This window comes from Yersinia vastinensis (assembly GCF_902726565.1).
In the GTDB taxonomy this organism is placed as follows: domain Bacteria; phylum Pseudomonadota; class Gammaproteobacteria; order Enterobacterales; family Enterobacteriaceae; genus Yersinia; species Yersinia vastinensis.
This window is the reverse complement of record NZ_CACVAF010000009.1, coordinates 80370-105572: the sequence shown is the minus strand read 5'-3', so window position 1 is coordinate 105572 and position 25203 is coordinate 80370. Positions and strand designations below refer to the sequence as shown.

Here is a 25203-nt window from a genome sequence, read left to right as displayed (position 1 = left end):
TGCGACTTAAAATGCTGATCCCGGTTCTAACAGAAAAGCCTGTTCTTCTGCGCTGGATACCCGCCCAAGAATAAGGTTACGATGTGGGTACCGACCAAAACGATCAATAATGGCTTTGTGGCGCAATTCATAATCTAGCTGAATCTCGTTACCTAATTCCGTATAGAGTGCTAACGCTTGTTGGTGAATTAATGCAGATTCGGAATGCATAAAAGGCAGATAGAGAAACCCGCGTTGAGTATCGGATAACTGCCCTGCCAGACCGGTATTCACAGCCTCCTGAGCCAACACGAGTGCCATTCCATCACAGGAAAATGAGGCCGGTAAATCACGGAATAGATTTCGACTAAACTGATCTAATATTAGAATTTCAGCCAAACGCCCTTCAATACTCTGCCGCCAATGAGCTAGCTCCCCCTTTGAGGCAGCCTGCCAAATGGAGCCAAAATGCTGGCGTAAATGGGCATCAAAATTCTCGTCTTTTTTAAACCACAAAGCCGAATCCATCTCACTAAACCAGAATTTCAGAATTTTTTGATAGTCCATGTCCCCTCCTATTCACCCAATAAAAGCAAGTATCGATAAAAAGAATATTACTGACCAAGACAGTAACAGTCTGAGGTCTCTTTGCCTCCCATCAATTCACCCACATGGTAATCTCTGCCATAATGATGCTCTTATTTGATAGGTATCTCTGCATCCATGATATGCAACGATGCCCTCAGACCACGGAGTTCAGCATGGATCACTGTAATACCTCGGATTTACTCTCTCTGGAACAAGCACTGACTAAAATGCTGTCACAGGTCACGCCCTTACAGGCGACAGAAATCATCGCACTCACTGATGCTGCGGGCCGTATCACAGCCAGTGCAATAACATCACCCATTGCCGTACCACCTTTCGCCAATTCTGCCATGGACGGTTATGCTGTTCGCTGCAATGAGCTTAGCAGCACAATGCCATTACCGGTGGCGGGTAAGGCTTTTGCAGGCGCGCCATTTAAAGATGTATGGCCTGTCAATACTTGTGTGCGAATCATGACCGGCGCACCTATTCCTGAAGGTGCCGATGCCGTCATCATGCAAGAGCAAGCAACGGTGAGTGAACAAGGGGTAACCTTTAGTGGCAACCCGCGTGCGGGGCAAAATATCCGTCTAGCGGGCGAAGACATCGAGCAAGGGGCTGCCGTTTTTCCTGCTGGTGTTAGATTAGGCGTAGCGCAACTGCCGTTATTGGCTTCATTAGGTATTGCCGAGATTAATGTTTTCCGCACATTAAAAGTGGCTATTTTTTCCACAGGAGACGAATTACAACCTGTCGGACAACCACTCGGTGAAGGCCAGATTTATGATACGAATCGTTTTGCTGTCCGCTTAATGCTGCAACAACTCGGCTGCCAAATTATTGATCTCGGTGTTATCCGTGATGATCAGCAAGCATTACGTAAGGCATTTGAAAAAGCGGATGCCGCCGCAGATTTGGTCATTAGCAGTGGTGGCGTTTCAGTCGGTGAAGCCGATTACACTAAACAAATGCTCGATGAGCTGGGAGATATTGGCTTCTGGAAACTGGCCATAAAACCCGGTAAACCTTTTGCTTTCGGCAAGTTGAAAAATGCCTGGTTCTGCGGCTTACCGGGTAATCCGGTTTCGGCAGTACTGACATTTTATCAATTGGTGCAACCGCTTATCGCCAAGCTTTCAGGGCATTCGCAATGGCAACCACCATTACGTTTACAGGCAAAAACGACGACGGCGCTGAAAAAAACGCCGGGCCGTTTAGATTTCCAACGTGGGATCTTTTCAACTAATGCTCACGGAGAACTGGAAGTTCGTACCACCGGACATCAAGGTTCCCATGTTTTCAGCTCATTTAGTCAAGGCAACTGTTTTATCGTCCTTGAACGAGAGCGGGGTTCGGTGGCGGTCGGTGAAACCGTTGAGATCGAATTATTTAACGGGTTATTGAATTAGTCGATTGTTGAACAACTAATTGCTAAGAGGCTACTATGTTGCCGGAACTTTCCGATGCACAAACCCTGCGCTATAACCGGCAAATCATTCTGCGCGGTTTTGATTTTGATGGTCAGGAAAAACTAAACGCAGCCAAAGTATTAATTGTTGGGTTGGGCGGCCTTGGATGTGCAGCAGCACAATATCTAGCCGTGGCAGGTATTGGCCATCTTACACTGCTGGATTTTGATACGGTTTCTCTTTCCAACTTACAACGACAAATTCTACACCGTGACAGCCGCATCGGTATGCCTAAAGTGACCTCTGCGGCACTGACGCTGTCAGAGCTGAACCCTGATGTAAAACTGGAACCTATTGATGCACAACTAGATGATGAGTCACTTTCTGTTGTTATTGCAGAACATCAATTAGTACTGGATTGCACAGATAACGTCGCCAGCCGTGAGCAGCTTAATCGTCTATGTTATTTGCAGCATAAACCACTGGTGTCTGGCGCAGCAATCCGCATGGAGGGGCAAGTGAGTGTCTTTACTTATCAGGAGAATCAGCCCTGCTATCGCTGTTTGAGTCGATTGTTTGGCGATAACGCCCTGACCTGTGTTGAGGCTGGTGTCATGGCCCCATTGGTAGGGGTTATTGGTAATTTACAGGCCATGGAAGCCATTAAGCTGCTGGCTGATTACGGTCAGGTAATATCAGGTCGCATACTCATGTATGATGCCATGACGGCCGAGTTTCGTAGTATGAAACTGGCAAAAGATGCCAACTGCGAAGTGTGCAGTAAGGCAGAGTGAGACCATCGTCTAATCATTAAAATAAAAAAAGCTGATGCGATGCATCAGCTTTCTTATTAACACTCAATCAAATAATCAGGACTGAATACCTTGGCTACGCAGATAATCTTCGTAGTTACCGGTAAAGTCGATCAGTTTTTTCGGTGTCATTTCAATCACTCGGGTCGCCAGGGAGCTAACGAACTCACGGTCATGGGAGACGAAAATTAACGTACCTTCGTACATTTCCAATGCCATGTTCAGAGATTCGATGGATTCCATATCCAAGTGGTTGGTTGGTTCATCCATGATCAAAATGTTAGGGCGCTGCATCATCAACTTACCAAACAGCATCCGTCCTTTTTCACCACCAGACAGCACCTTAACTTTCTTCTTGATGTCGTCTTGGCTAAACAACAAACGGCCTAACACACTGCGCACAGCCTGCTCGTCGTCTTTTTCTTGCTTCCACTGACTCATCCAGTCAAATACAGTCAGGTCGATTTCAAAATCGCTGGCATGATCCTGTGCGTAGTAGCCAATTTTGCTATTTTCTGACCATTTAACCGTACCTGCATCAGCCTCATAATCCCCGACTAATGTTTTCAGTAAAGTCGATTTACCGATACCATTTGGCCCAAGGATTGCCACTTTCTCACCCACTTCCAAGCGCAAATTCAGGTTCTTAAACAGTGGACCGTTATCAAAACCTTTGGTCAACATTTCAACTTCTAGCGCATTACGGAACAGCTTTTTATCCTGATCAAAGCGGATAAACGGGTTCTGGCGGCTGGACGCTTTTACTTCATCAAGTTGAATTTTATCAATCTGACGAGCACGTGATGTGGCCTGCTTGGATTTAGAGGCGTTGGCACTAAAACGGCTAACAAATGATTGCAGTTCAGAGATCTGAGCTTTCTTCTTAGCGTTATCAGAGAGTAGACGCTCGCGGGCTTGCGTCGCCGCCGTCATATATTCGTCATAGTTACCCGGATAAACGCGTAATTCGCCGTAATCCAGATCTGCCATGTGCGTACAAACCATGTTTAGGAAGTGACGGTCATGGGAAATAATGATCATGGTGCTGCTACGTTCGTTCAGAACTTGTTCCAACCAACGGATAGTATCGATATCCAAGTTGTTGGTTGGTTCATCGAGTAACAGAATTTCTGGGTCTGAGAACAGGGCCTGCGCCAGCAACACACGCAGTTTCCAGCCGGGAGCAATTTCGCTCATCAGGCCGTAATGCTGTTCAACAGGAATACCAACACCAAGTAGCAATTCACCGGCACGGGCTTCTGCGCTGTAACCATCCATTTCACCGTAGGCCACTTCCAGATCAGCGACTTTATAGCCATCTTCTTCGCTCATCTCAGCGAGGGCGTAAATGCGGTCGCGCTCTTCTTTTACTTCCCACAGTTCGCCGTGCCCCATAATGACGGTGTCCAGCACTGTGTTGTTTTCAAAGGCGAATTGATCCTGACGTAATTTACCCAGACGCTCGTTTGGATCCAGGAAAACGTTACCGCCGCTTGGCACCAGATCACCACCGAGGATTTTCATGAATGTGGATTTACCACAGCCATTAGCGCCGATCAGGCCATAGCGATTACCGCCGCCGAATTTTACTGAAATGTTTTCAAACAGCGGCTTGCTGCCGAATTGCATGGTGATATTGTTAGTACTTAGCACAGAGCTCGCTCTCGATTGGATTACTGAATAGGGATATTCAAGAATACTAGAAAATGTGATTCGGCGCGCATTATGCCACAAGATGGCAAGAGTATCGCCTCCAGTTTGCATGAAATCTCAACAGGAAGATAAATCGGGGAATGAGCGGCGGCTACAGCAAGGCCTATCACCAGAAAAAGGGCCAAATAGCCCCTTCTCAATAAAGCTCAGATGGTATGTGTCAGTTAGGCACTTTATTGCTGCATTGCAATGCACCGCCTTTATTCAACAAGAAAGGCCGCAGATAACCCACCGTATTCGACATTGGCAATACTTCTTCACTTAGATGGATATTCAGTGTCTCACTGAGATAATCGCGACGTTTTTGTATTCTGTGCCAAACATCTGGATAACGGGTAGCCAGTTCATCACGTAACGGTTTGTCAGCCAAAGCAATACAGTCCTCTGCGCTAACTCCTGCATAGCCTTTTACCGAAGGGATAATATCAATTTGGAATAGCATCCCACTGCGAATTTTCTCTTCTGAACCAGAATAAATCGGCGAACAAAGCCACTCTTCATCCGCAGTCAAATGACCTGGATTTAATGACCAGTGGTATTGCTCTTTAGGGAAAATAGTTTCCACTAGCGCATACATCTCTTTGCCGGGCATTCCGATTCGAATGCTTTCCAGCCAAGCCACTACCGTGGAGTAATAAGGAATAGCAACCTTATCAAGGTAATCTCTTTGCGCTTTTGGTAGCTCATCTGCATGATGGACGGCATAACCGGTTCGGCTACTTAAGCCGCCTTTAAAGCCCGTGGTCAATGATATTTTATCACCTAGCGTTACCGTTTTATCGCCCGGATACAGATTAGCCTGTTCAAAACGATCACCCGTGGCAGCAATTATCACAACGGTGTTCGGTTGCCCTTCATCTGTCAGATAACTGCCAAGTTGTTTTTCTGTTATGCCAATATCTACTGCGGCTAATGCACTGAGAACGCAATTTGATGCCAAATTAGCGCCATATTCATAATGAGCTAATTCATTAGCACTGTTTGTCGCCCTAGCCGCCACATCACTGCCAATAAATAGATTTGTCGCATTCGTTACCGACGCTGCCGATGAAACAGACTTCTTGATAGCATCGAGAAGAAAATAGGGGACATCAAATAGCTGGCTATTATCTTCTAACTTGCTGGTGAACAATTTCCACCCCACCACTCCGACATTTTTTGCCTGTCGTATTCCGGTTTCAGCCAGTAATTCCGCCATGGTTTTAGTGGTGTCCATCGGCTGATTAGGCAGCGAAAAATAAGGAACATGGATCGCGGTATTTTTCACTCGGGCATATTGTGACAGCTTTAAATTCTCATTACCGAGCAATAAATAGATTTCGCCTGAAGCATGCACAACCATGGCGGCCTCTTCAAACCGCGGAATAAATCCGGCCAAATACTCGAAATTACCACCATGCTCTTTATCAGCATAAATAAGTAAGTAATCAATATTAGCGTAAGCCATATTACTGATAATTTTAGCTTTACGTGCAGCAATAGTGTCATCACTAAGCGCTACTTTAGCAACTGAAGTCAATCTTGGTGGGGCATCAATCGGGTTAAGTTTTACTTGGCGTTTCGTCATCATCTTTTTCATTATCCCGGTGAGTTAATGTACATTCATCTGGCCCATGACTTTTTACTATAACCACTTCGCATTGCGGGTAAAGGAAATGGTTAACCAACGATGTGGCCCTGACTCGCCAATCGCATGGGAGATTTCATCACGTATTTGGTCAAAATAAGAGACTCCGCTATTTTCCATCTCTGGTGGAATAACCACATGAATTTCGACAAATAATCCCCGACCAATACGGGTGGCGTAGTGTGAATAATCAACAAACTGGTACTTAGCCATTAGTCTGTCCATTAAGCTTTCCATCGATGCATCCAGTGTATCGGGTGTCATCTGTAATACTTCACGAACAGCGGCAATGACTGTTTTTATTGGAACTGGAATCAAGACCAATGTTAACAGTGCTAACACGCTAGGGTCAGTATAAACAATCAAATGTTCATAGCGCGTGCCTTCCATGCTCCAGGAAAGCAAAAAGGCCACTAATAAAGCAGAGCTAATACAAGCTGACATCAGCCAGCTTTTGGTATCCAATGCAATTAATTCAGACTTCACTCGTTTATTTAAGCGGCGTTGTTTTAAGAAGATAGTAAAACAGAAAACACTGACGACCAGCGCATAAACAATTGCCCAGCCAAGCTCCAGCTCCCGCCCTCCATCGATAATCCCTTTAATAGCATTAACAAAAGCATACAGACAAAGGAAAGCCAGTAGACTGCCATTAAAGGCCAAAACTAAAGGTTCGACATGCCAGAAACCATATTGAAAACGCCGGCTATTGGGTTGACCCAGTAATCGAGATACCAATAAAGATAAACTGCACATCCCAGCATCTAACGCAGAAAACATACCATCAAAAATAATCGACATTGAGCCACACACAATACCGAAAACGATGCCCATAATGGCAATAAACAAGGTACAAAAAATCGAGCGGCGTAAAATTTGCTGTTCTAGTTTGGTATCATGCAGTATAGGAGCTACCTGTTCACTGAGTATTGTCATGATTACAACCTATTTTAGGGCAACTTATTGTTTTATATTGACCAATTGTTTTTATTCAGCTTGATACGTCAATCACGATAAACACAGTGACAATCAATCAAAGCTATGAGTAGTGTGTCATATTATTCCATTTTTACCAGTAAATTACGTGGTAATATCAAGAGATAAAATCAGGTTAATCTCTTGTTTTTACTTATTTAAAATAGCCTCTATTTTGTTATTAGGGATTTTATATCGTTAAATATCACATTAATAGATTAATTGAATAGCCTTTTTTAGTATTTATCTTAAAGCCATTCATCTCCGGAAGCTTATACTTTAATTCTAATAACAGAGTTGATTAATTTTAATAACATACATCAGTCATTAAAACTTGTAATTAAGAACAGTAAATGACCAGAAATTGTTATTCATCAAGAATACCGTATCTGCATAAAGATATTATGCACGACTGACGATAATACCCGTTCAGGGGGAAATATGGTGGCAAAACTTAATATTCTATTAGTACATGGAGCATGGGCTGATGGCTCACAATGGCGACATATTATTCCCGCCTTACATGCAATGGGACACCGAGTTATTGCTATCCAGAATCCGCTTACATCATTAGCCGATGATGTAGAACGCACGATCAAACTCACCACTGCATTGTATGGCCCGACATTATTAGTCGGTCACTCTTATGGCGGAATGGTGATTACACAGGTCGGGCACCTGCAAAATGTGGTAGGGATGGTTTATCTTGCCGCATTTGCCCCTGATGCTGGTGAAAGTTTATCTAGCCTATTAGCTTTACGTGCCCCCCCTGCCGGGACAGCTTACATTCGCCCTGATGATAACGGTTTTTTGTGGATTGATTCCGACAAATTCCATGAGCACATGTGCCAAGATATCGATGAAAACGAAGCCTTGGTTATGGCGTTATCACAAAAACCTTTAGCCGCCCGCACTTTTACTGATAAGTCAGCCCAACCAGCCTGGCGCGTCAAACCCTGCTGGTATCAAGTTTCAACCGAAGACAGAATGTTACCAGCCGAAACACAACGTGGATTTGCCGAACGAATTCAAGCACAAAAGGTGATTGAGTTACTCTCTAGCCACGCATCACATATTTCACATCCACAACAAATCATCGATTTGATTGCTGATGCCGCCAATACGGTCAAATAGTTTTCATCCCGTCAAATACGGCCACTCCCAGCATCACTGATTGATACCGATGTAGGGTACAGACGAAAAAAATCCGCCCGAAAGCGGATTTTTCAAGCACAGCATGTCACGATAAAAGATGAATGCTGATAGTCCTAAGCAATTGCTTAGAAAGTGTAACCTACGCCAGCAACCCAAGTACCCACATCAACGTTGCGGATACGGCTCTGTTCGTAAGAAACATCCAGAGCAACATTTTGCATTGGGTTAAACTGCATACCTGCGCCGTAAGTGAAACCGTAATCGCTGGTGCTGTTTTTGTCGCCCGCAGAAGTTGGGAAGTTCTGAGTGAAACGACCGTAACCCACACCTACCAGGCCATAGATGCTAGCCCAATCGTTGATGCGGTAAGCTGGACCACCGGTGATGGCATTGTATTGTGCTTTGTTGTAAACAGACGCGCTGTCACCGAAGCTGCTTTTTTCAGTGTGAGTGAAAGAGGTGATGTACCCCAGTTGAGAATCACTCCACTCGTAACGGTATTTCAGGTTGAAACCTGAAGATTTGTTAGCAACACCTTGGTAATCGCTCTGGGCATAACCACCAGAAACAGTGCTTTGACCTGCAAAAGCGGAACCTGCGGTCACTGCTAATACACAAGCTGCTACAGCTGAAAGACATGCAATTTTATTCATAACCACCTCGAAAGACGCAAAATTTTAGATGAAACAAAAACACCATGAAATTATAACAATAAACAGTTAGAAACTCTGCCTGGTAATGATTGTCTAACTATTTATTTGGTGTAACAAAGAATTTCAAGCATCTTCCATCTTGCTAATACGCTTACGATTTTTCACTATACCACTCTATTTTGTGACATCCATCACCAAAAGGCATTCCAGACTATTCTTAATTTTCATGCTCAAATTAACGTCAAAAATAGCGTTAAAAAACAGCAAGTCAGAAAATTATTTATCTTTAATTTTCTGGGCGACGTCTTTTCTTTAGTTCTTGGTTATTTTCAAACACTTCGCTGACATTTCATTTACACTGGCAGACATGGATATCTAATACTTTTCTTCGAGGCTCAACAGGATGTCTTTGTCTCCTTCATCCAAACATTCACTGCCACTGCTTCCGATTTTCTTGCTGATAATCGCTATGATCTCAATACAGAGTGGCGCATCGCTTGCAAAAAGCCTGTTTCCCGTCGTCGGAGCACAGGGAATAACGTCGCTGCGCCTTGGTATTGGCACATTAATACTGTTTATCATCTTTAAACCGTGGCGAATGCGATTTGAAGCGGGCAGTCGTTTACCCTTGTTTATTTATGGGGTGACGTTGGGTGGCATGAATTTTCTGTTTTATCTGTCATTAAAAACGGTGCCATTAGGGATTGCCGTCGCACTGGAGTTTACCGGACCTCTGGCGGTGGCTATGCTATCTTCACGCCGCCCCGTTGATTTCATCTGGGTCGGATTAGCCATACTTGGTTTGTGGTTCCTATTACCCTTAGGGAATAATATTGGCACGATAGATTTGTTTGGTGCGGCTTATGCGCTAGGTGCGGGGGCTTGCTGGGCACTGTATATCGTTTCAGGGCAAAAAGCCGGGGGAGATCATGGGCCAGGAACCGTTGCAGTTGGCTCTCTGATTGCGGCACTGGTTTTCTGTCCAATAGGGGTGGCTTATAACGGTTTGGCACTGTTTGACCCCGCAATTTTACCGGTTGCCTTAGCGGTGGCTATTTTGTCCACCGCGTTGCCCTACTCACTTGAGATGGTCGCCCTCACCCGCCTTCCAACCCGTACATTCGGTACGCTGATGAGTTTGGAACCTGCATTAGCGGCAATTTCGGGGCTGGTATTCTTAAATGAACATCTAACATTGATTCAATGGTTGGCTTTGGCATCCATTATCAGTGCATCGATTGGTGCAACGTTAACGATCAAACCCAAGCCCCAAATTGACCAAATTGCCTAAAAAAGGAGCTATACATGGAAATCAGAATGGCGACGCCCGCAGATTTTGCCCAAATATGGCCGCTATTTCAGGCAGTCATCAGCCGTGGGGATACTTATGTCTTCACTCCTGATACCTCTGAGCAAGATGCTTATGATTACTGGTTTGGCCCCGGGGTGCGCTGTTTCGTCGCGCTGCATGAACAACATATTGTTGGCATGTATAAATTAATCGATAACCAACGCGGCCTCGGTTCTCATGTTGCTAATGCATCGTTTATGGTTGACGGGCAAGCTCGCGGCTTGGGGATTGGCAAAGCCTTAGGGATTCATTGCATTGAACAGGCAACAACTCTCGGCTACCGGGCAATGCAGTTTAACTTTGTTGTCAGCACCAATACTCTGGCCGTTGCTCTATGGCAAAAGTTAGGTTTCGACATCATTGCCACATTACCAAACGCATTTAACCATCGCGAACTGGGTTACGTTGATGCCTATGTTATGCATCGGGTACTCGTCCCAAACTCGCACTAATAGCCTTTCTGATGCCTACCAGCATTCTCGCCAACCCAGTAATTTCAAGGGTTGGCGTTTTTTCTTTATTATTTTTTAATTTTTTTGCATCCAAAACACCAAGCTGATTCGTATAGGTAGATGTGAGGCAAGACTTCACCTCAACCATCCTAAAAGGAATACATTATGAAAACGCTTATTCGTACCGCTATCTGTGCTTCTTTAGTGTTCAGCAGTGTTTCAATGGCCGCCATGATGTCCGACACTGTCATGGTGGGTGGCGCTTCAATGTTTCCGAGCAAGAATATTATTGAGAATGCGGTGAACTCGAAAGACCATACCACTTTGGTTGCAGCAGTTAAGGCCGCTGGGTTGGTTGACACACTACAAGGCCAGGGTCCCTTTACCGTGTTCGCACCCACTGACGCCGCGTTTGCAAAATTGCCAGCAGGTACGGTTGAAAATCTGGTCAAACCAGAAAATAAAGCCATGCTCACCCAGATCCTGACGTATCACGTGGTGGCCGGGAAGTACGATATGAAGCAGTTAGCAAGTAAAATTAAAGCCGGTGGGGGCACTGCTGAACTGAAAACTGTTAACGGTCAACCACTATGGTTTATGAATAATGGTCCGCACAATATTCAGATCAAAGATGCGAAAGGGAATGTCGCCAACATCAGTACCTATGATGTACAACAGAAAAATGGTGTGATCGATGTTATCGATACTGTCCTGATGCCTAAATAAAACCCGTCTATACTGGGTGCAGTGTCTCACTGCACCTGACGGATTTTTTAGGGATTGGCACATGAATGAATGTTCGCTGGAACAACAGATCGGACTGATAAATGCCATAGCTCAAGGCGATCAGTCCGCTTTTGAAAAGCTTTATCGACTCACCTCCCCCCGATTATTCGCAGTCGCGCTACGCATGCTCCGTAATCCTGCCCGAGCAGAAGAAGTTTTACACGACAGCTTTCTCACCGTTTGGCACCGAGCAGGAAATTATAATGCGCAACTCAGTGCACCGCTGACGTGGCTAACGCATATCGTACGTAACCGAGCTATCGATTTGATGCGGGGTAGTGATAATCGCCTGCAAACATTGGACGATGAAGAAACTGCTGCACTGCCCGATGACACCCTGACACCGTTGGCGCAATTGCAGCAAGATAGTGAAGCTCAACAATTAGCCAATTGCCTGGCGCACCTATCAGTAGAGCAACGGCAAAGTATTATGCTGGCTTATTATCAAGGGCTTTCTCATGGGGAAATCTCAATTCATTTACAGCAACCACTTGGTACGATAAAAAGCTGGATACGTCGTGCACTGGACCACCTGAAGGACTGTGTAGGCTTATGAAAAACAGACGCGAATATGACTCAGCACTGGCTGCAGAGTATGCGCTGGGAACCTTGCGCGGACTGGCCCGGGTGCGTTTTGAACGAAGAGTCCGCCGTGATCCCCGGCTGGCAGCAGATGTTGCCAGTTGGCAAAGCTTGTTTACTCAATTGGATAATCAGCTAGCCCCGTTAGAGCCGCCTGAGCGTGTTTGGAAACGGCTGGAGCTACAGTTACCAGCCATTAATGTGCGCCATATTAAGCGAAATCGTTGGTCTTATGCTGGTTGGGCGGTCGCCGCCGCTCTTGCTGCTATATTAGTGATACCGCGACTACTGGTAACCCCCCCCACGGCAATACCTGTAGCAGTGTTGTCTAATAGCCAACAACATGGCCAATGGGTTGTCAGCCTTGAAAAATCGACTCGCAGTTTAACGCTAACACCACTCAATCCAGTTGCAGTCAGTGATAGCAACAGCCTTGAATTATGGAGTATTCCCGCCGGTGAAAAACCTCACTCACTGGGCTTGCTAAATACCCATGGGCCAACCCAACTGACACTGGCTGAAAATCAGTTAAGCGCAAATTCATTGCTGGCAATCAGTCTGGAGCCGCACGGCGGATCTCCTACTGGTCAGCCAACTGGGGCGGTCTTATTCAGTGGCGCATTACAAAATCTGTAAGATACTGTTGTTCTTTGTTTTTGTAAGGCTTGAAGTTGTAGGACTTACGTTAAAGAGTGATGGCGGTTTTTACTACCCAAATCACTCCACTGTTACTCTCTTGGAGGTTATTCATGCAAGACTGGGATCCTGATTTATACCGCCAATTTGAAGCGGAACGCACCCGCCCTGCCAATGATCTGCTCGCGCATATTACGCTAGCAGCCCCAAAACGGATCAGTGACTTAGGGTGTGGGCCGGGCAACTCCACTCAGTTATTGCAACAGCGTTTTCCCCACAGCCAACTTGTTGGAATTGATAATTCAGCAAGTATGTTACTCAGCGCGCAGCAGCGCTTGCCTGATTGCGCCTTTCTCGAAACAGATATCCGCCAGTGGCAGCCTTCTGAGCCACAAGACCTTATTTATGCCAATGCCTCATTACAGTGGATCACTGACCACCAGCAACTTTTTCCTGATTTATTGACCAAGCTGGCACCCGGCGGTGTCCTTGCGGTTCAGATGCCTGATAATCTGGATGAACCCAGCCACAGAGCCATGCGGGAAGTGGCAGAAAATGGCCCATGGCAACAAACCTTACAAGAAGCAGGGGTTATCCGAACAAAAGTGCTCACGGCCAATCAATATTACGATTTGTTGGCTCCACATGCCGAACGGGTAGATATTTGGCGTACCACCTATCACCACCCAATGCCTTCAGCACAAGCGATTATTGACTGGCTACGTGCTACCGGTTTACGCCCCTTCCTCGAGCCACTTTCTGAAGCTCTGCGAGTAGATTTCTTGCAAGATTATCTGGCTCTCATCGATACCGCCTATCCACAACAAGTTGATGGGCAACGCTTACTCGCATTCCCACGCTTATTCATTGTTGCCCACATGCCACAATAACCCTCTTATCAATGCCGGTTAAATTAATCGGCATAACATATTGATAAAATAGCAATGAAATAGTCCAGAGTAGAAACTATTTATTTTTCATGTTATTAATCACCGAAACTGAGCCACGCAAGTTATTAATTAACCACAGCTTCATTTCATCTTCAGTATAAAATACCATTCAAAACCATTTAAATAATAAAATATATATAAATCACAGCCATAGTCATTATCGATTAGACGCCATAAAAGCAAAAAATCTATTTTAAATAGGAAACACTCAATTACATTTTAAAACACTCTTGCTAATAAGCTATTTAATTGATAGGCACTATCTAAACCACAAAGTTAAATATTCTTGTTATACTTATTGCGGTGAAGAAATTGGCAATCAACTCAATAAAGGGATACCTATTATGAGTACAGCAAAACTGGTAAAAGCAAAATCTTCCGAACTCATCTACACACGCAATGATGTTGATGAACATACTAAAGAAATAACCATTAAGTACTTAAATGACATGGTTATTCAGTTCATCGATCTGTCACTTATCACCAAACAAGCACATTGGAATATGCGTGGTGCCAACTTTATTGCTGTCCATGAAATGTTGGATGGCTTCCGCACTGCCATTAATGATCACTTGGATACCTTCGCTGAGCGTGCCGTACAGTTAGGTGGCGTTGCGTTAGGTACTGCACAACTCGTAACTCAAGAAACACCATTGAAGAGCTATCCAACCAATATCCACAGTGTGCAAGAGCACCTGAAAGAGTTGGCGGATCGTTATGGGGTGGTCGCGAACTTCATCCGTAAAGCAATTTCAGAAGTTAAAGATGAAGATACGGCAGATATGTTTACCGCCGCATCTCGTGATCTGGATAAATTCTTGTGGTTTATCGAAGCAAATATTGAGTAATTATCATCCTATAGCTCAGTAGATTTTAAATTGTAGGATACGATACAGGGCCGGTGATTATCCGGCTCTGTTCATGGAGGTCATATGGCAAGTGGATGGGCTGGCGACGGCGCAGTACAAGATCAAATTGACTCGACCTTAGAAGACGCAGTCAAACGCGCCCGACAAGCTCTTGGTAAAGGTGAGAGTGAATTATATTGTCTGGAGTGTGGGCACGCTATTCCTGAAGCACGACGCAAGGCACTGGCCGGTGTTAAATATTGTCTGACCTGCCAAAATGAATTAGATAAACACCAAGCAACCCATGCTGGCTATAATCGTCGTGGCAGTAAAGATAGCCAACTTAGATAGTTTTCAACTCCCCTCACTGCACCCTTTTCAAGCAAAAATCCGATACAGTTAACAATATTGTTACATTAATGTTGATTACCGATTGTTTATTATTGACTACCGAGTTAATAATAAGTAAATAATCGATAAGTTGCACCAAAATGACAGTAACGCACCATTTTGGTGGGTCATATTGGTGCAATGAGTGTCAGCTAAGTATTTACCTGCAAATTAATTTAAGAAATCTCTTTGTTTTTAAATAACTTGCATTTCTGGCACGATCTTTTCATATTGCATCCTGAAATATAAAAATGGATCTCCATGCCTCAAGCGATTGGCATTGCAGCTCACTGCAATCTCAACAACCCAAGGTATATCCACAAAAGCACAAAGGAACTCCCACTTATGAAGTCACTTGTCAAAGTTTCATTGGCCGCACTCACGCTGGCCTTTGCCGTTAGCTCCCACGCCGCAGAGAAAGAACTGATTGTTGCAACAGACACCGCTTTCGTTCCTTTTGAGTTCAAACAAGGGGATAAATATGTCGGTTTTGATATCGATTTATGGGATGCCATCGCGAAAAAACTGGATCTGAAATATACCCTGAAACCAATGGATTTCAGTGGCATCATTCCTGCGCTGCAAACCAAAAACGTGGATCTGGCACTGGCCGGTATCACCATTACTGACGAGCGCAAAAAAGCCGTTGATTTCTCCGATGGTTATTACAACAGCGGCTTACTGGTGATGGTCAAAGCAGATAACAATGACATTAAAGGCGAAGCTGATCTGGCGGGGAAAGTGCTGGCAGTGAAAAGTGGTACGGGTTCTGTTGATTACGCGAAAGCCAATATCAAAACCAAAGACCTGCGCCAATTCCCAAATATTGATAATGCCTATCTGGAGTTAGGTACTGGCCGTGCTGATGCTGTATTGCATGACACACCCAATATCCTTTACTTCATCAAAACCGCCGGTAATGGCCAGTTCAAAGCTGTAGGTGACTCCATTAAAGCCCAGCAGTATGGTGTCGCATTCCCACAAGGCAGTGACTTGCGTGAAAAAGTTAACGCTGCTCTGAAATCCCTGAAAGAAGACGGCACTTACGCTGCAATCTATAAAAAATGGTTCGGCGTAGAACCTAAGTAATTTATTTTTGCCGTTTTTAGACCAGGAGAATATCCATGCAGTTTGAATGGAGCGCTATTTGGCCCGCCATCCCAATCCTGCTTGAAGGCGCCAAGTTAACCCTATGGATTTCGGTCCTGGGGTTGCTTGGCGGCCTGATTATTGGGGTTATAGCCGGTTTTGCCCGCGCCTATGGCGGTTGGCTGAGTAGAAATATCGCATTAGTTTTTATTGAACTTATCCGTGGCACGCCAATTGTGGTGCAGGTGATGTTCATCTACTTTGCATTGCCGATGATGATGCCTGTGCGCATTGACCCCTTCTCAGCAGCCGTTGTGACGATCATTATTAACTCTGGTGCCTATATCGCGGAAATCACCCGTGGTGCCGTGCTATCCATTCATAATGGGTTCCGTGAAGCCGGACTGGCGTTGGGTTTATCCAAACGTGATACCTTGCGTTATGTGATTGCGCCATTGGCCTTGCGTCGTATGTTGCCGCCATTAGGTAACCAATGGATCGTTAGCATCAAAGACACTTCACTGTTTATTGTGATTGGCGTAGCCGAACTGACTCGTCAGGGTCAGGAAATTATTGCCGGCAACTTCCGCGCCATGGAGATATGGAGTGCGGTGGCGGTGATCTACCTGATAATTACCTTGGCTCTGAGCTTCGTTCTGCGCCGGTTAGAAAGAAAACTGAAAATCATATGATTGAATTTAAAAACGTCTCCAAACACTTTGGTAAAACCCAGGTGCTCCACGACATCAATCTGAATATCACCAAGGGAGAAGTGGTGGTCATTATTGGTCCTTCCGGTTCAGGTAAATCGACCTTGCTGCGTTGTATCAATAAGCTGGAAGTGATTACCAGTGGTCAACTGATTGTCGACGGTCTGGATGTCAATGACCCTAAAGTCGATGAACGCTTAATTCGTCAGGAAGCTGGCATGGTGTTCCAGCAGTTTTACCTGTTCCCGCACCTGACGGCGCTGGAAAATGTGGCATTTGGCCCGATCCGTGTACGTAAGGCATCAAAAGAAGCTGCCAATAAGCTCGCGATGGAGTTATTGACCAAGGTGGGTTTAGAAGAGCGCGCTCATCATTACCCGGCGGAACTGTCGGGCGGTCAACAACAGCGTGTGGCTATCGCCCGTGCATTGGCGGTAAAACCGAAACTGATGCTGTTTGATGAGCCAACATCTGCACTGGACCCTGAATTGCGCCATGAAGTCCTGACGGTAATGAAAGACTTGGCCGAAGAAGGCATGACCATGGTGATTGTGACTCATGAGGTCGGTTTCGCCCAAAAAGTGGCGTCGCGCCTGATCTTTATTGATAAAGGCCGCGTGGCACAAGATGGTGATCCTGATAGCTTGATTTCTCATCCACCCAGTGAGCGTTTACGGGAATTCCTGCAACACGTATCTTAATGCGCTACAGGTATCAAATCACAACGGGCGGGTATCTCACCGATACCTGCCCGTTTTTTATCTTGCGCTATCTTAAACCTAGCCTGGCATACTTTGCCGATTCTTTACTTGAGCAAATGCGGCCATCAACTTCACAACATCCTGCATACCGATATTGACCTGATTGATCACCTCACCGGCATCTTGTGTCAGTGTCACTCCGCCACCGGCATGTTCGACGCAAACATCCATGCCCTTAATGGCCGCCATAACACCGTTTTGAATCGTCTTTGTCATATGTTCGATTTCTGTCGCTGCCTTGCGAGACCTCTCTGCCAGCATCCGGACTTCACTCGCTACCACTGAAAAACCTTTACCATGTTCACCGGCGTGGGCAGCTTCAATAGAAGCATTGATCGCCAGTAAGTTAGTTTGCGAAGAGATTTTACGAATAGCTTCTACAATGGTGCCTATCTCTTTCGAGCAGCGGCCTAACTCACTGACAACATCCGATGTTTCACGAGCGACAGATTCGACCTCTTGCATACCACGCACCGCCTGCTGAACAATTTCAGCGCCCTGAGATGCGGAACGATCGGTGGTTAATGACAAATGGTGCACATCGCGGATCAGGTTTTCCTCATGTTCTTACTGCAACATCAACTGTGTAATATCTTGAGCAATCTTTACTACTTTCAGTATCTGCCCATCATTATCCATAATCGGGTTATAACTCGCCTCCAGCCATACCCGCTCACCACGGCTATTGACTCGCTCAAAACGCCCGATAACAAACTCACCTCGTGCTAATCGCTGCCAATGCTGACGATATTCATCCGAGTGAGCAAATTCAGGAGTACACAAGATATGATGGGGTTTATGCTGAATCTCTGCCAATGAATAGCCAATCACCTTAAGCAAATTATCATTGGCATCCAAAATAATGCCCTGCGGTGTAAAGGTAATCATCCCCATAGAGCGATTTAAAGCAGCCAGTAAACTTTGATGTTCCTGAGATTGCAAAACTCGCTCAGTTACATCACTCGCAATCTTAATTATTTCCACAACTCGGCCTTGACTATCAAGTACCGGTGTATAGGTCCCCTGTAGCCAGATAATGCTGCCATCTTTACGAATGCGCTTAATATTATCGGTAATAGGTCGCCCTTCATTGAGTAATTGCCAGTGGCGGCGATAAGCATCACTTCGCGCATAATGTGGGTCACAAAATAATTTATGATGTTTACCCACAACCTCATTTTGCTGATATCCCATTGCCTGTAAAAATAATGTATTCGCGTGTTTTACTGTGCCGTCGGGCTTAAAAATAATCATTGGAACTGCATTATCAATTGATGTCAGTTCTGCGCGTGGAGATGCATGAGATGAGCTGAAGTTAAACAGCATAAGTTGAGTCCTTATGGCGAATGATTGAGCCGCAAATTAACAATGTGCCGATCAACGTGCATGCACGATAAAACCAAAAAGCCTTAAGGCTCTTTGGATTTTATTCTTCACCCTGGACGATGAGTTAGAGGAGTTTCTAAAATCAAAATACGACAAAAAATTACAATAAAGCCATTACTTGTCGGCTTATTATGCCCAACTAAGATTTATCTTAATTAGCTTAGACTAAAGTCGATAAGCATCAAGTCATTAGCTTATATAACTCAGTGATTCGGGAGACATATCTGCTCGCTGTGCCCCAAAGAGTCGAGGCACAGGAAAGAGTTGAACCAGTGAAATCAGTATGTGATTCGGGTGAGTGAATACAGCGAACACCGCTGCAGCGTCAAGAACGCAGAGTATGACCCAAAGTTATTGCCGTTGCAGCAAGGCAGCAAGTGAACTCATCCCGATGAGCTTACATCAGTAAGTGATTCGGGTGAGTGAATACAGCGAACACCGCTGCGGCGTCAAGAACGCAGAGTATGACCCAAAGTTATTGCCGTTGCAGCAAGGCAGCAAGTGAACTCATCCCGATGAGCTTACATCAGTAAGTGATTCGGGTGAGTGAATACAGCGAACACCGCTGCGGCGTCAAGAACGCAGGGTCCAGCGCTCGGCTTTCCAAACGACTTGCTCCTCTGGTGTCAGAAAAGTCCATGCAACAAACCGACTCACTTTCTGCCCTTGTGCCATATCAATGGTGCGAACCTCCACAGCATTGGCGTAACGCAGGGCATGATAAATAGCCGGTAATGTTGTTTTTTTGGAAATCAATGAAGTAAACCAGAAGCAATTTTTTGCCTTGGTTGCGCTCTCAGCTACCATGCGACTGACGAACCCTTCTTCGCCGCCATCACACCACAGTTCGCTATTTTTACCCCCAAAATTTTGTACGGGTTTCGCTGCAACTTCCCCTTTGCCCAACTTATGTAGCTTGCGGCGCGTGGTGGCTGCCGCTTCTTCAGCTGAACCATGAAATGGTGGGTTACACAATGTGGCATCGTAGCGCTCATTGACTGCCAGAACACCGTCAAAAATTGCCTGTGGATTCTTCTGGTGTCTCAGTCGCAGTGCGTTTTTCAGTGTCGGGTTCATAGAGACCACCATTTTTGCCGCACTGAGTGCTTGTGCGTCAATCTCCGTGCCGGTAAAACGCCAGCCATATTCTCGCTGACCAATAATGGGATAAATACAGTTAGCGCCCACACCAATATCTAGCAAAGCAATGTTCTTCCCCTGCGGGATCACACCATCGTTGCAACTGGCAAGTAGATCAGCTAGATGATGCACATAATCGGCTCGGCCTGGGATAGGTGGGCATAAAAAATCAGCAGGAATATCCCAATACTCAATACCATAGAAGTGTTTTAGCAGGGCCTTGTTTAACATCTTCACCGCCAAAGGATCAGCGAAATCGATGGAAATATCACCGTAGGCAGTGGGTGCCAAAAAAGGGATCAACTCAGGGCAACTCACTGAAAGAGCATCAAAGTCATAACGCGAACGATGACGGTTTCGGGGATGCAATCCGCTTTTTTCTTTCGGGAATACTTTTTTGTTTTCCATCGTACAGGCTCTCTGGTAGGCATTTTCTGGCGCGTAAGATAGCATAAATTAGCGTTAAGCGGGTTAGCGGTAAACGGATGAGTGTCCGCCTACAATTAATATTCAAATATTTTGATCAATTAACTCAATTCTATCCGGTTTTAAAGTTTCAACAATGGCGTAGCATAGCTTCTATCGAAAGGAAGCGCCCTTTCAACTTTAAAATCGAATAGGAATACATCATGAAAAGCATCAAAAATTTCGTTGCAGTTATCGCACTCTCTACTCTCTCTTTCGGTAGCTTTGCAGCTGAATACGTTAACAGCCAAGATGCCGCTAAATTAGAACAAGTCGGGGTCGTCTCTGTCAGTGGCGTGACTGATTTAAGCAGCTTGAAAGCACAACTGGCAGAAAAAGCAGATGCGGCTGGTGCGAAAGCGTTCACCATCACATCTGCAACAGGGAATAACTTGATGCACGGTACTGCGGTTATTTATAACTAATTTAACGTTTGTGTTTGAAATTATCACGCTGTCAGCGGTGTCTAATCCCCTTCGCTGCCACAAGAGAAAAAGCTCATCAGCACTGGTTTGATGAGCTTTTTTTTGGCGAGAAAAATGCCAAATTCATACTTAATGAAGCAATTTATTTATTGCATTGGCAAATGTGCGGCACATTGCTTCATCACCTTGCTGATTATCCGCCAGTAATTTATCCCCATCGACTATTCGCAACGTGACATTCAAATCAAAGTCTGCCGTGGATTGTGGGCGCAAAGCTGCCTGCTCGATGGTTTTTTGCGCATCGAACCAAGCGTCCTCAACGGTTTGGTTACAAACTTTCGCCAAATAATCAGGATTGAAGCCTTCCCCTGTCAGGCTACGCAATGTCTCATCGTGGCTGACACTGTTACCTGGTCGCCAATAATGTTGCGCCAGATCCGGGCCGATTGTTGGGTTATCTGTCAGATAACCATCACGTTTAAGGAAAAATGCTCTCGTCTGCTCAACTGCCATCAGTGCCAGTAAATATCCCTGATAGGAGCAAGCCGACTCCATCGATAACAAATGCGGAATCGCTAATGTTGGTCTTGGGCTACCACTGACTCCTAGAATTTTCAGTTCAATATCCCGAGCTAATTGAGTAATAGCTTGTGGTGTGCGTTGCGCATCATCCCACTGATAAAGCTGCCATTCAAAATAGGGAACCAATAATATATGACGCTCGTTAAAAGCCCGCATGGGTTGCCGCGCCTGAATACTTTCTTGAATCAAGACGTCGGGTACAGATTCCCCCGCGCTGTTTTTAGCATAACGTTTTAGCCAATCAGCATCGTTGAGCAGGCTGTCGCAGAACATGGATTGAGTTTCGGCATAGGCCATTGAGGTCGGTGGAAACTCTTGTGAAAAACAGGGTGCATTTTGCACAATATTGGCGAAGTGTGCCGCATGCCCACCTTCATGAAATAAGGTGTTTAACCCCGAAGCCCCACTACCAACCTGATCTGGCTTGGCTAAACTGGTGAAATTAATCCGCGCCGGGATCCATTTTCCTTGGTCGACATAGGGTGGTACCGGGCCATGCATAAAGCCATTTTCATATTTCCCTGAGCGTACCAGCAGATCCAGATTCATTTGTGCGCCGCGAAAACTAATATGCAGTCGTTTAAAGCTATTGACCCAGCGGTGGAGAGACTCAGCAAAGGGGAAATAAGGGTCTAATTGACGAGTCACATCGCCACTGCTGGCGAAACGGATATTCCAAGGTTCCAGTGTTTCAGGGCCTTTTTCTACAGCTAATTGCCTTAAACTGCGTTGATTCGCCTCACGCGTCTGCACTTCAAAGCGGTCTAAAATAGTGAACAACTGCTCTGGCGTCATACGCTCGGTTTTATTCACTTTATAATCGAAGTAATTGCGATACCCCATTTGCCGTGCAAAGCGATTCCGTAAATTAATTAACTCTGGTAATCCATTGTGTAATAACCATTGCTCCAGTTCACGCAATGCCAGATGTGAACTATGGCGACACTCTGCATTTTCATTTGTACCCTGATTGGTCAGTAGCTCACCTAATGATGCGGGAACTCGCTCACCCGCTGCATTCATGTGCGTTAGAGTAAAGGCTTTACGCCGCTGATATAGATCGGATTCAGCAGAAATAATCTCATCAAGTAAGACTTGCGTACTGGGGTCTTCAATCGCATTACAGTCAAAAAAACGATACCACCCCTGTAACCCATGCATTAACTCATCACGCTCTATACTAGCCGGTTGATTTTCTAATGATTGAATCAAGTCGCGCAATTCTGTTAAACGATGGCTTTGAGCAATAAAACGTTTGTAAGCTGTTTCCGCCGCAGAAAATTGCCGTGCAATATCATCCCCCCCTATCCCCATGTAGTTCTGCCAGAAAAGATCTTCTTTGGCTTGATGGACAGCCAGATAATCCTGGTTCAGTGCAGTAAAGTAGTTCAAAGCCTGTTGCATAATCTTCCTTTTCAGCAATGTTCCGGTAAGAGAACTAATGGACTTTCCTCAGTCTAGCACTGTCAGAACAGACGACAAATGGCGATTATCATGAGGCAAAAACACACAGAAAAGAGGTAAAAAGCCGACTTAATTAAGAAAAAAAGCGATTGCTCTTTAAATATTCGGTTAGCAGTTTAAAAATCGTATTTATTGGTTATAAACACTGATTAGATAGGCATTTGATTGAGGAAAATATTTTATTGCAGAAAATACGCCGGGGGCATTAAAAGTAAAAAATCTTATATTAAAAATCGGTATTTAGGAAAGTTTTTGACACCTTGTAAATAGCAATAAAATGCATAAATAACCCGATAAGATAATTACAGGCCATATATTCACCGGATAAATTAATAAGGCCCGATGATTCAGGCCCAGTGTTCACACAATTTTAACCTGCTGTAGTGCCTGCTCAACCGTGTCTGCTCGCCCTACGCCGACCAAACAGCATGCTAATTGTTTTTGGATAGCATCAGGGATTGGCAATTCACCTGCCAGACAACGTTCAATCCAACGTGCCGTGACGGCAACCTCTTTCGACTCAGGTAATATCAGCTCAGTCGCTTCAGGTTGACGATCCAATAAAATTGTCTGCGCACCACCATGAATATAATGAATTGGTGGGCAGCGCAGTGGATTGGCATAAACTTCCCCTTCAGTGCCTTGCTGCAACAGTGCTGGGGCGTTTATCGCCTGGAAGAACCCTCCTACTTTTTCCATATATTCGGGATGAGAAACACTGGCAAGACGTAGCGCTTTATCGTGAATAAAGGGCGTAGCCAGCTTTGCCAGCGTGTGACTGCTATTTCTGACCCCCATACGCCAACGTTGCTGTAGTTGTTCATCTAATGGACTGGATAATGCCGACACCGGAATAAACACAGGTAACCCGCAATCAAGGCGCTGTTGAGCGTCTTTAGAATTCAGTGACCAAGGGATATTCAATTGTTGGAAAATCTCGGCACTGGTCACTCGGCTACTGTCTTCTGTAACGCCATGCACTACCACGGGTAGGCCAAGGCGTGAAAGCAACAATGCTAATAATGGTGTAAGGTTGGCTTGCTTACGAGCGCCATTATAACTGGGGATCACGACAGGTAATGGGTATCCCTCTGGCGCACGCAGTGGCATAACCTGTTCTTGCATCGCCTGATAAAAACCCAGAATTTCTTGTTCGGATTCACCTTTAATACGAAATGCAATCAGGATACCCCCCAATTCCAGCGCTGGAACCTGCCCCGCCAGCATGGATTTATACAGTTCATAGGCGGTATCCAAACTCAGATCGCGAGCATGATTCTTACCACGTCCAATCTCTTTGATAATTTTGCTGTAATCCATGGTGCAGTGTTTCCCCTGTCCGTATTCGGCAAATATAAATCAGGTTAAATATTACTTAAACTTTATCATTGATAGCGATAGCTATACTCGAAATATCGGCATTGTAACGGTAGGCAGCACGAATATAGGGGAATAAAGGGCAAAACGTTGATAGGGGGAAGTCGGCCGCAACAGAGGATTAGCTCCCGCTGCGACCTATAAATCACTCTAGGTTACTCAATTCCTCCGGCGGGCTAAAGAGTACACGGTAGATGGCTCCGCCCAAAGCACCGCCAACCAAAGGTGCTAGCCAGAATACCCACAGTTGCTGCAAGGCAATACCCCCGGCAAAAATAGCCACCCCAGTGCTGCGCGCAGGATTTACCGACGTATTATCCACGGGAATACTGATCAGATGAATCAGCGTCAAACATAGTCCAATGGCGAGTGGTGCAGCGGCAGGATGTGAACCTTTGTCCGTTGCTCCCATAATCACCATCACAAATCCCATAGTTAAAACCACTTCAGCGACCAATACCGCTTGTAGGCTATATCCGCCCGGCGAGCGTACACCAAAACCATTACTGGCAAACCCGGCGCTAACGTCAAAACCGGCTTTACCACTGGCAATTAAATACAAAATTGCCGCCCCCATTAACCCGCCAAGAACTTGTGCCACAATATAGGGGATTAATTGTGCGCCGGAGAAACGACCACCGACCCATAAACCAAGAGACACTGCTGGGTTAAAATGTGCGCCTGAAATATGCCCCAAGGCATAAGCCATTGTGACTACAGTCAGCCCGAATGCTAACGCGACGCCAAGAAATCCAATCCCCGCTACTGGAAACATTGCGGCTAATACTGCGCTGCCACATCCGCCCAATACCAGCCAGAAAGTGCCAATAAACTCTGCCATTAGCTGTTTCATTCTGCTTCACCCCTGCCCGCTAAACATGTCGATACAGTTAGCGCT

At 45.4% G+C, this 25203-nt stretch carries 24 protein-coding genes and 1 pseudogene; 15 read left to right on the top strand and 10 right to left on the bottom strand.

Annotation, left to right across the window (positions count from 1 at the left end):
- Positions 1-6: 6 nt before the first annotated feature.
- The gene (locus HUZ92_RS14935) at positions 7-546 is read right to left on the bottom strand and encodes a DUF924 family protein (RefSeq protein WP_050140993.1); all 540 of its coding nucleotides are present in this window, start codon (positions 544-546) and stop codon (positions 7-9) included.
- Positions 547-740: 194 nt separating this feature from the next.
- Between HUZ92_RS14935 and moeA the strand changes: the two genes are divergently transcribed.
- The gene (moeA, locus tag HUZ92_RS14930) at positions 741-1976 is read left to right on the top strand and encodes a molybdopterin molybdotransferase MoeA (RefSeq protein ID WP_145579895.1); all 1236 of its coding nucleotides are present in this window, start codon (positions 741-743) and stop codon (positions 1974-1976) included.
- A 35-nt stretch (positions 1977-2011) separates the two neighbouring features.
- A complete protein-coding gene (gene moeB / locus HUZ92_RS14925; RefSeq protein WP_174846859.1) occupies positions 2012-2770 on the top strand; it encodes a molybdopterin-synthase adenylyltransferase MoeB in 759 nt (252 codons plus the stop codon).
- Between the two features lie 75 nt (positions 2771-2845).
- Here moeB and HUZ92_RS14920 read toward each other — a convergent pair whose 3' ends face one another.
- The 3 genes from HUZ92_RS14920 to HUZ92_RS14910 form a co-directional block, all read right to left on the bottom strand.
- Positions 2846-4441 (bottom strand): ABC-F family ATPase, encoded by a 1596-nt coding sequence (locus HUZ92_RS14920; RefSeq protein ID WP_072087678.1) that lies wholly within the window; start codon positions 4439-4441, stop codon positions 2846-2848.
- A gap of 220 nt (positions 4442-4661) precedes the next feature.
- The gene (locus HUZ92_RS14915) at positions 4662-6080 is read right to left on the bottom strand and encodes a M24 family metallopeptidase (RefSeq protein WP_174846858.1); all 1419 of its coding nucleotides are present in this window, start codon (positions 6078-6080) and stop codon (positions 4662-4664) included.
- Between the two features lie 45 nt (positions 6081-6125).
- On the bottom strand, positions 6126-7064 hold the full coding sequence (locus tag HUZ92_RS14910) for a cation diffusion facilitator family transporter (protein WP_050098727.1): 939 nt from the start codon (positions 7062-7064) through the stop codon (positions 6126-6128).
- Between the two features lie 480 nt (positions 7065-7544).
- Between HUZ92_RS14910 and HUZ92_RS14905 the strand changes: the two genes are divergently transcribed.
- Complete coding sequence (locus HUZ92_RS14905; protein ID WP_050098729.1) at positions 7545-8237, top strand: alpha/beta fold hydrolase; 693 nt, start codon at positions 7545-7547, stop codon at positions 8235-8237.
- Positions 8238-8383: 146 nt separating this feature from the next.
- On the opposite strand, the gene ompX is transcribed toward HUZ92_RS14905, so the two are convergent.
- Positions 8384-8911 carry an outer membrane protein OmpX gene (ompX, locus tag HUZ92_RS14900; protein WP_050098731.1) on the bottom strand — a complete coding sequence of 176 codons (528 nt, stop codon included), beginning with the start codon at positions 8909-8911 and terminating at the stop codon, positions 8384-8386.
- A 403-nt stretch (positions 8912-9314) separates the two neighbouring features.
- On the opposite strand from ompX, the gene rhtA reads away from it, so the two are divergent.
- From rhtA to glnQ, 11 genes are all read left to right on the top strand, one after another.
- Entirely contained in the window at positions 9315-10202 is an 888-nt protein-coding gene (gene rhtA / locus HUZ92_RS14895; protein WP_050140999.1) for a threonine/homoserine exporter RhtA, read from the top strand.
- Positions 10203-10216: 14 nt separating this feature from the next.
- Complete coding sequence (locus HUZ92_RS14890; RefSeq protein ID WP_050098736.1) at positions 10217-10714, top strand: GNAT family N-acetyltransferase; 498 nt, start codon at positions 10217-10219, stop codon at positions 10712-10714.
- Positions 10715-10879: 165 nt separating this feature from the next.
- Positions 10880-11440: a fasciclin domain-containing protein gene (locus HUZ92_RS14885; RefSeq protein WP_050098739.1), complete on the top strand. Its 561-nt coding sequence runs from the start codon at positions 10880-10882 to the stop codon at positions 11438-11440.
- 61 nt (positions 11441-11501) lie between these two features.
- Complete coding sequence (locus HUZ92_RS14880) at positions 11502-12056, top strand: sigma-70 family RNA polymerase sigma factor (RefSeq protein ID WP_050098740.1); 555 nt, start codon at positions 11502-11504, stop codon at positions 12054-12056.
- Positions 12053-12718 carry an anti-sigma factor gene (locus HUZ92_RS14875; protein WP_050098741.1) on the top strand — a complete coding sequence of 222 codons (666 nt, stop codon included), beginning with the start codon at positions 12053-12055 and terminating at the stop codon, positions 12716-12718. Before HUZ92_RS14880 ends, HUZ92_RS14875 begins: the two co-directional genes overlap by 4 nt.
- 113 nt (positions 12719-12831) lie before the next feature.
- The gene (gene tam, locus HUZ92_RS14870) at positions 12832-13608 is read left to right on the top strand and encodes a trans-aconitate 2-methyltransferase (RefSeq protein ID WP_050098742.1); all 777 of its coding nucleotides are present in this window, start codon (positions 12832-12834) and stop codon (positions 13606-13608) included.
- A gap of 404 nt (positions 13609-14012) precedes the next feature.
- Positions 14013-14516 carry a DNA starvation/stationary phase protection protein Dps gene (dps, locus tag HUZ92_RS14865; protein WP_050098744.1) on the top strand — a complete coding sequence of 168 codons (504 nt, stop codon included), beginning with the start codon at positions 14013-14015 and terminating at the stop codon, positions 14514-14516.
- An 84-nt stretch (positions 14517-14600) separates the two neighbouring features.
- The gene (locus HUZ92_RS14860) at positions 14601-14867 is read left to right on the top strand and encodes a DksA/TraR family C4-type zinc finger protein (RefSeq protein WP_145579896.1); all 267 of its coding nucleotides are present in this window, start codon (positions 14601-14603) and stop codon (positions 14865-14867) included.
- Positions 14868-15251: 384 nt separating this feature from the next.
- Entirely contained in the window at positions 15252-15995 is a 744-nt protein-coding gene (gene glnH, locus HUZ92_RS14855; RefSeq protein WP_050098746.1) for a glutamine ABC transporter substrate-binding protein GlnH, read from the top strand.
- Between the two features lie 35 nt (positions 15996-16030).
- Positions 16031-16687, top strand: a complete 657-nt coding sequence (gene glnP / locus HUZ92_RS14850; RefSeq protein ID WP_004709093.1) for a glutamine ABC transporter permease GlnP — start codon at positions 16031-16033, stop codon at positions 16685-16687.
- A complete protein-coding gene (gene glnQ, locus HUZ92_RS14845) occupies positions 16684-17406 on the top strand; it encodes a glutamine ABC transporter ATP-binding protein GlnQ (RefSeq protein WP_050098747.1) in 723 nt (240 codons plus the stop codon). The genes glnP and glnQ overlap by 4 nt, the downstream gene beginning before the upstream one ends.
- 78 nt (positions 17407-17484) lie before the next feature.
- Here glnQ and HUZ92_RS14840 read toward each other — a convergent pair.
- Both HUZ92_RS14840 and rlmF read right to left on the bottom strand, forming a co-directional pair.
- Positions 17485-18792, bottom strand: a pseudogene (locus HUZ92_RS14840) (methyl-accepting chemotaxis protein).
- A 633-nt stretch (positions 18793-19425) separates the two neighbouring features.
- Positions 19426-20400 carry a 23S rRNA (adenine(1618)-N(6))-methyltransferase RlmF gene (gene rlmF, locus HUZ92_RS14835; RefSeq protein WP_174846857.1) on the bottom strand — a complete coding sequence of 325 codons (975 nt, stop codon included), beginning with the start codon at positions 20398-20400 and terminating at the stop codon, positions 19426-19428.
- A gap of 221 nt (positions 20401-20621) precedes the next feature.
- Between rlmF and bhsA the strand changes: the two genes are divergently transcribed.
- Positions 20622-20882 (top strand): multiple stress resistance protein BhsA, encoded by a 261-nt coding sequence (gene bhsA / locus HUZ92_RS14830; protein WP_050098750.1) that lies wholly within the window; start codon positions 20622-20624, stop codon positions 20880-20882.
- 129 nt (positions 20883-21011) lie between these two features.
- On the opposite strand, the gene HUZ92_RS14825 is transcribed toward bhsA, so the two are convergent.
- The 3 genes from HUZ92_RS14825 to aqpZ all read right to left on the bottom strand — a co-directional run bounded on the left by HUZ92_RS14825 (position 21012) and on the right by aqpZ (position 25158).
- Complete coding sequence (locus HUZ92_RS14825; RefSeq protein ID WP_050098751.1) at positions 21012-22868, bottom strand: M3 family metallopeptidase; 1857 nt, start codon at positions 22866-22868, stop codon at positions 21012-21014.
- A gap of 420 nt (positions 22869-23288) precedes the next feature.
- Positions 23289-24248, bottom strand: a complete 960-nt coding sequence (gene ybiB, locus HUZ92_RS14820; protein ID WP_145524800.1) for a DNA-binding protein YbiB — start codon at positions 24246-24248, stop codon at positions 23289-23291.
- A gap of 202 nt (positions 24249-24450) precedes the next feature.
- Complete coding sequence (aqpZ, locus tag HUZ92_RS14815) at positions 24451-25158, bottom strand: aquaporin Z (RefSeq protein ID WP_050295450.1); 708 nt, start codon at positions 25156-25158, stop codon at positions 24451-24453.
- Between the last annotated feature and the right edge of the window lie 45 nt (positions 25159-25203).

Excerpts from the sequence above, each read along its gene's own strand:
- HUZ92_RS14935 (WP_050140993.1), bottom strand. The coding sequence starts at position 546 with ATGGACTATCAAAAAATTCTGAAATTCTGGTTTAGTGAGATGGATTCG.
- moeA (WP_145579895.1), top strand. The coding sequence starts at position 741 with ATGGATCACTGTAATACCTCGGATTTACTCTCTCTGGAACAAGCACTG.
- moeB (WP_174846859.1), top strand. The coding sequence starts at position 2,012 with ATGTTGCCGGAACTTTCCGATGCACAAACCCTGCGCTATAACCGGCAA.
- HUZ92_RS14915 (WP_174846858.1), bottom strand. The coding sequence starts at position 6,080 with ATGAAAAAGATGATGACGAAACGCCAAGTAAAACTTAACCCGATTGAT.
- HUZ92_RS14910 (WP_050098727.1), bottom strand. The coding sequence starts at position 7,064 with ATGACAATACTCAGTGAACAGGTAGCTCCTATACTGCATGATACCAAA.
- HUZ92_RS14905 (WP_050098729.1), top strand. The coding sequence starts at position 7,545 with ATGGTGGCAAAACTTAATATTCTATTAGTACATGGAGCATGGGCTGAT.
- ompX (WP_050098731.1), bottom strand. The coding sequence starts at position 8,911 with ATGAATAAAATTGCATGTCTTTCAGCTGTAGCAGCTTGTGTATTAGCA.
- rhtA (WP_050140999.1), top strand. The coding sequence starts at position 9,315 with ATGTCTTTGTCTCCTTCATCCAAACATTCACTGCCACTGCTTCCGATT.
- HUZ92_RS14890 (WP_050098736.1), top strand. The coding sequence starts at position 10,217 with ATGGAAATCAGAATGGCGACGCCCGCAGATTTTGCCCAAATATGGCCG.
- HUZ92_RS14885 (WP_050098739.1), top strand. The coding sequence starts at position 10,880 with ATGAAAACGCTTATTCGTACCGCTATCTGTGCTTCTTTAGTGTTCAGC.
- HUZ92_RS14880 (WP_050098740.1), top strand. The coding sequence starts at position 11,502 with ATGAATGAATGTTCGCTGGAACAACAGATCGGACTGATAAATGCCATA.
- HUZ92_RS14875 (WP_050098741.1), top strand. The coding sequence starts at position 12,053 with ATGAAAAACAGACGCGAATATGACTCAGCACTGGCTGCAGAGTATGCG.
- tam (WP_050098742.1), top strand. The coding sequence starts at position 12,832 with ATGCAAGACTGGGATCCTGATTTATACCGCCAATTTGAAGCGGAACGC.
- dps (WP_050098744.1), top strand. The coding sequence starts at position 14,013 with ATGAGTACAGCAAAACTGGTAAAAGCAAAATCTTCCGAACTCATCTAC.
- HUZ92_RS14860 (WP_145579896.1), top strand. The coding sequence starts at position 14,601 with ATGGCAAGTGGATGGGCTGGCGACGGCGCAGTACAAGATCAAATTGAC.
- glnH (WP_050098746.1), top strand. The coding sequence starts at position 15,252 with ATGAAGTCACTTGTCAAAGTTTCATTGGCCGCACTCACGCTGGCCTTT.
- glnP (WP_004709093.1), top strand. The coding sequence starts at position 16,031 with ATGCAGTTTGAATGGAGCGCTATTTGGCCCGCCATCCCAATCCTGCTT.
- glnQ (WP_050098747.1), top strand. The coding sequence starts at position 16,684 with ATGATTGAATTTAAAAACGTCTCCAAACACTTTGGTAAAACCCAGGTG.
- rlmF (WP_174846857.1), bottom strand. The coding sequence starts at position 20,400 with ATGGAAAACAAAAAAGTATTCCCGAAAGAAAAAAGCGGATTGCATCCC.
- bhsA (WP_050098750.1), top strand. The coding sequence starts at position 20,622 with ATGAAAAGCATCAAAAATTTCGTTGCAGTTATCGCACTCTCTACTCTC.
- HUZ92_RS14825 (WP_050098751.1), bottom strand. The coding sequence starts at position 22,868 with ATGCAACAGGCTTTGAACTACTTTACTGCACTGAACCAGGATTATCTG.
- ybiB (WP_145524800.1), bottom strand. The coding sequence starts at position 24,248 with ATGGATTACAGCAAAATTATCAAAGAGATTGGACGTGGTAAGAATCAT.
- aqpZ (WP_050295450.1), bottom strand. The coding sequence starts at position 25,158 with ATGAAACAGCTAATGGCAGAGTTTATTGGCACTTTCTGGCTGGTATTG.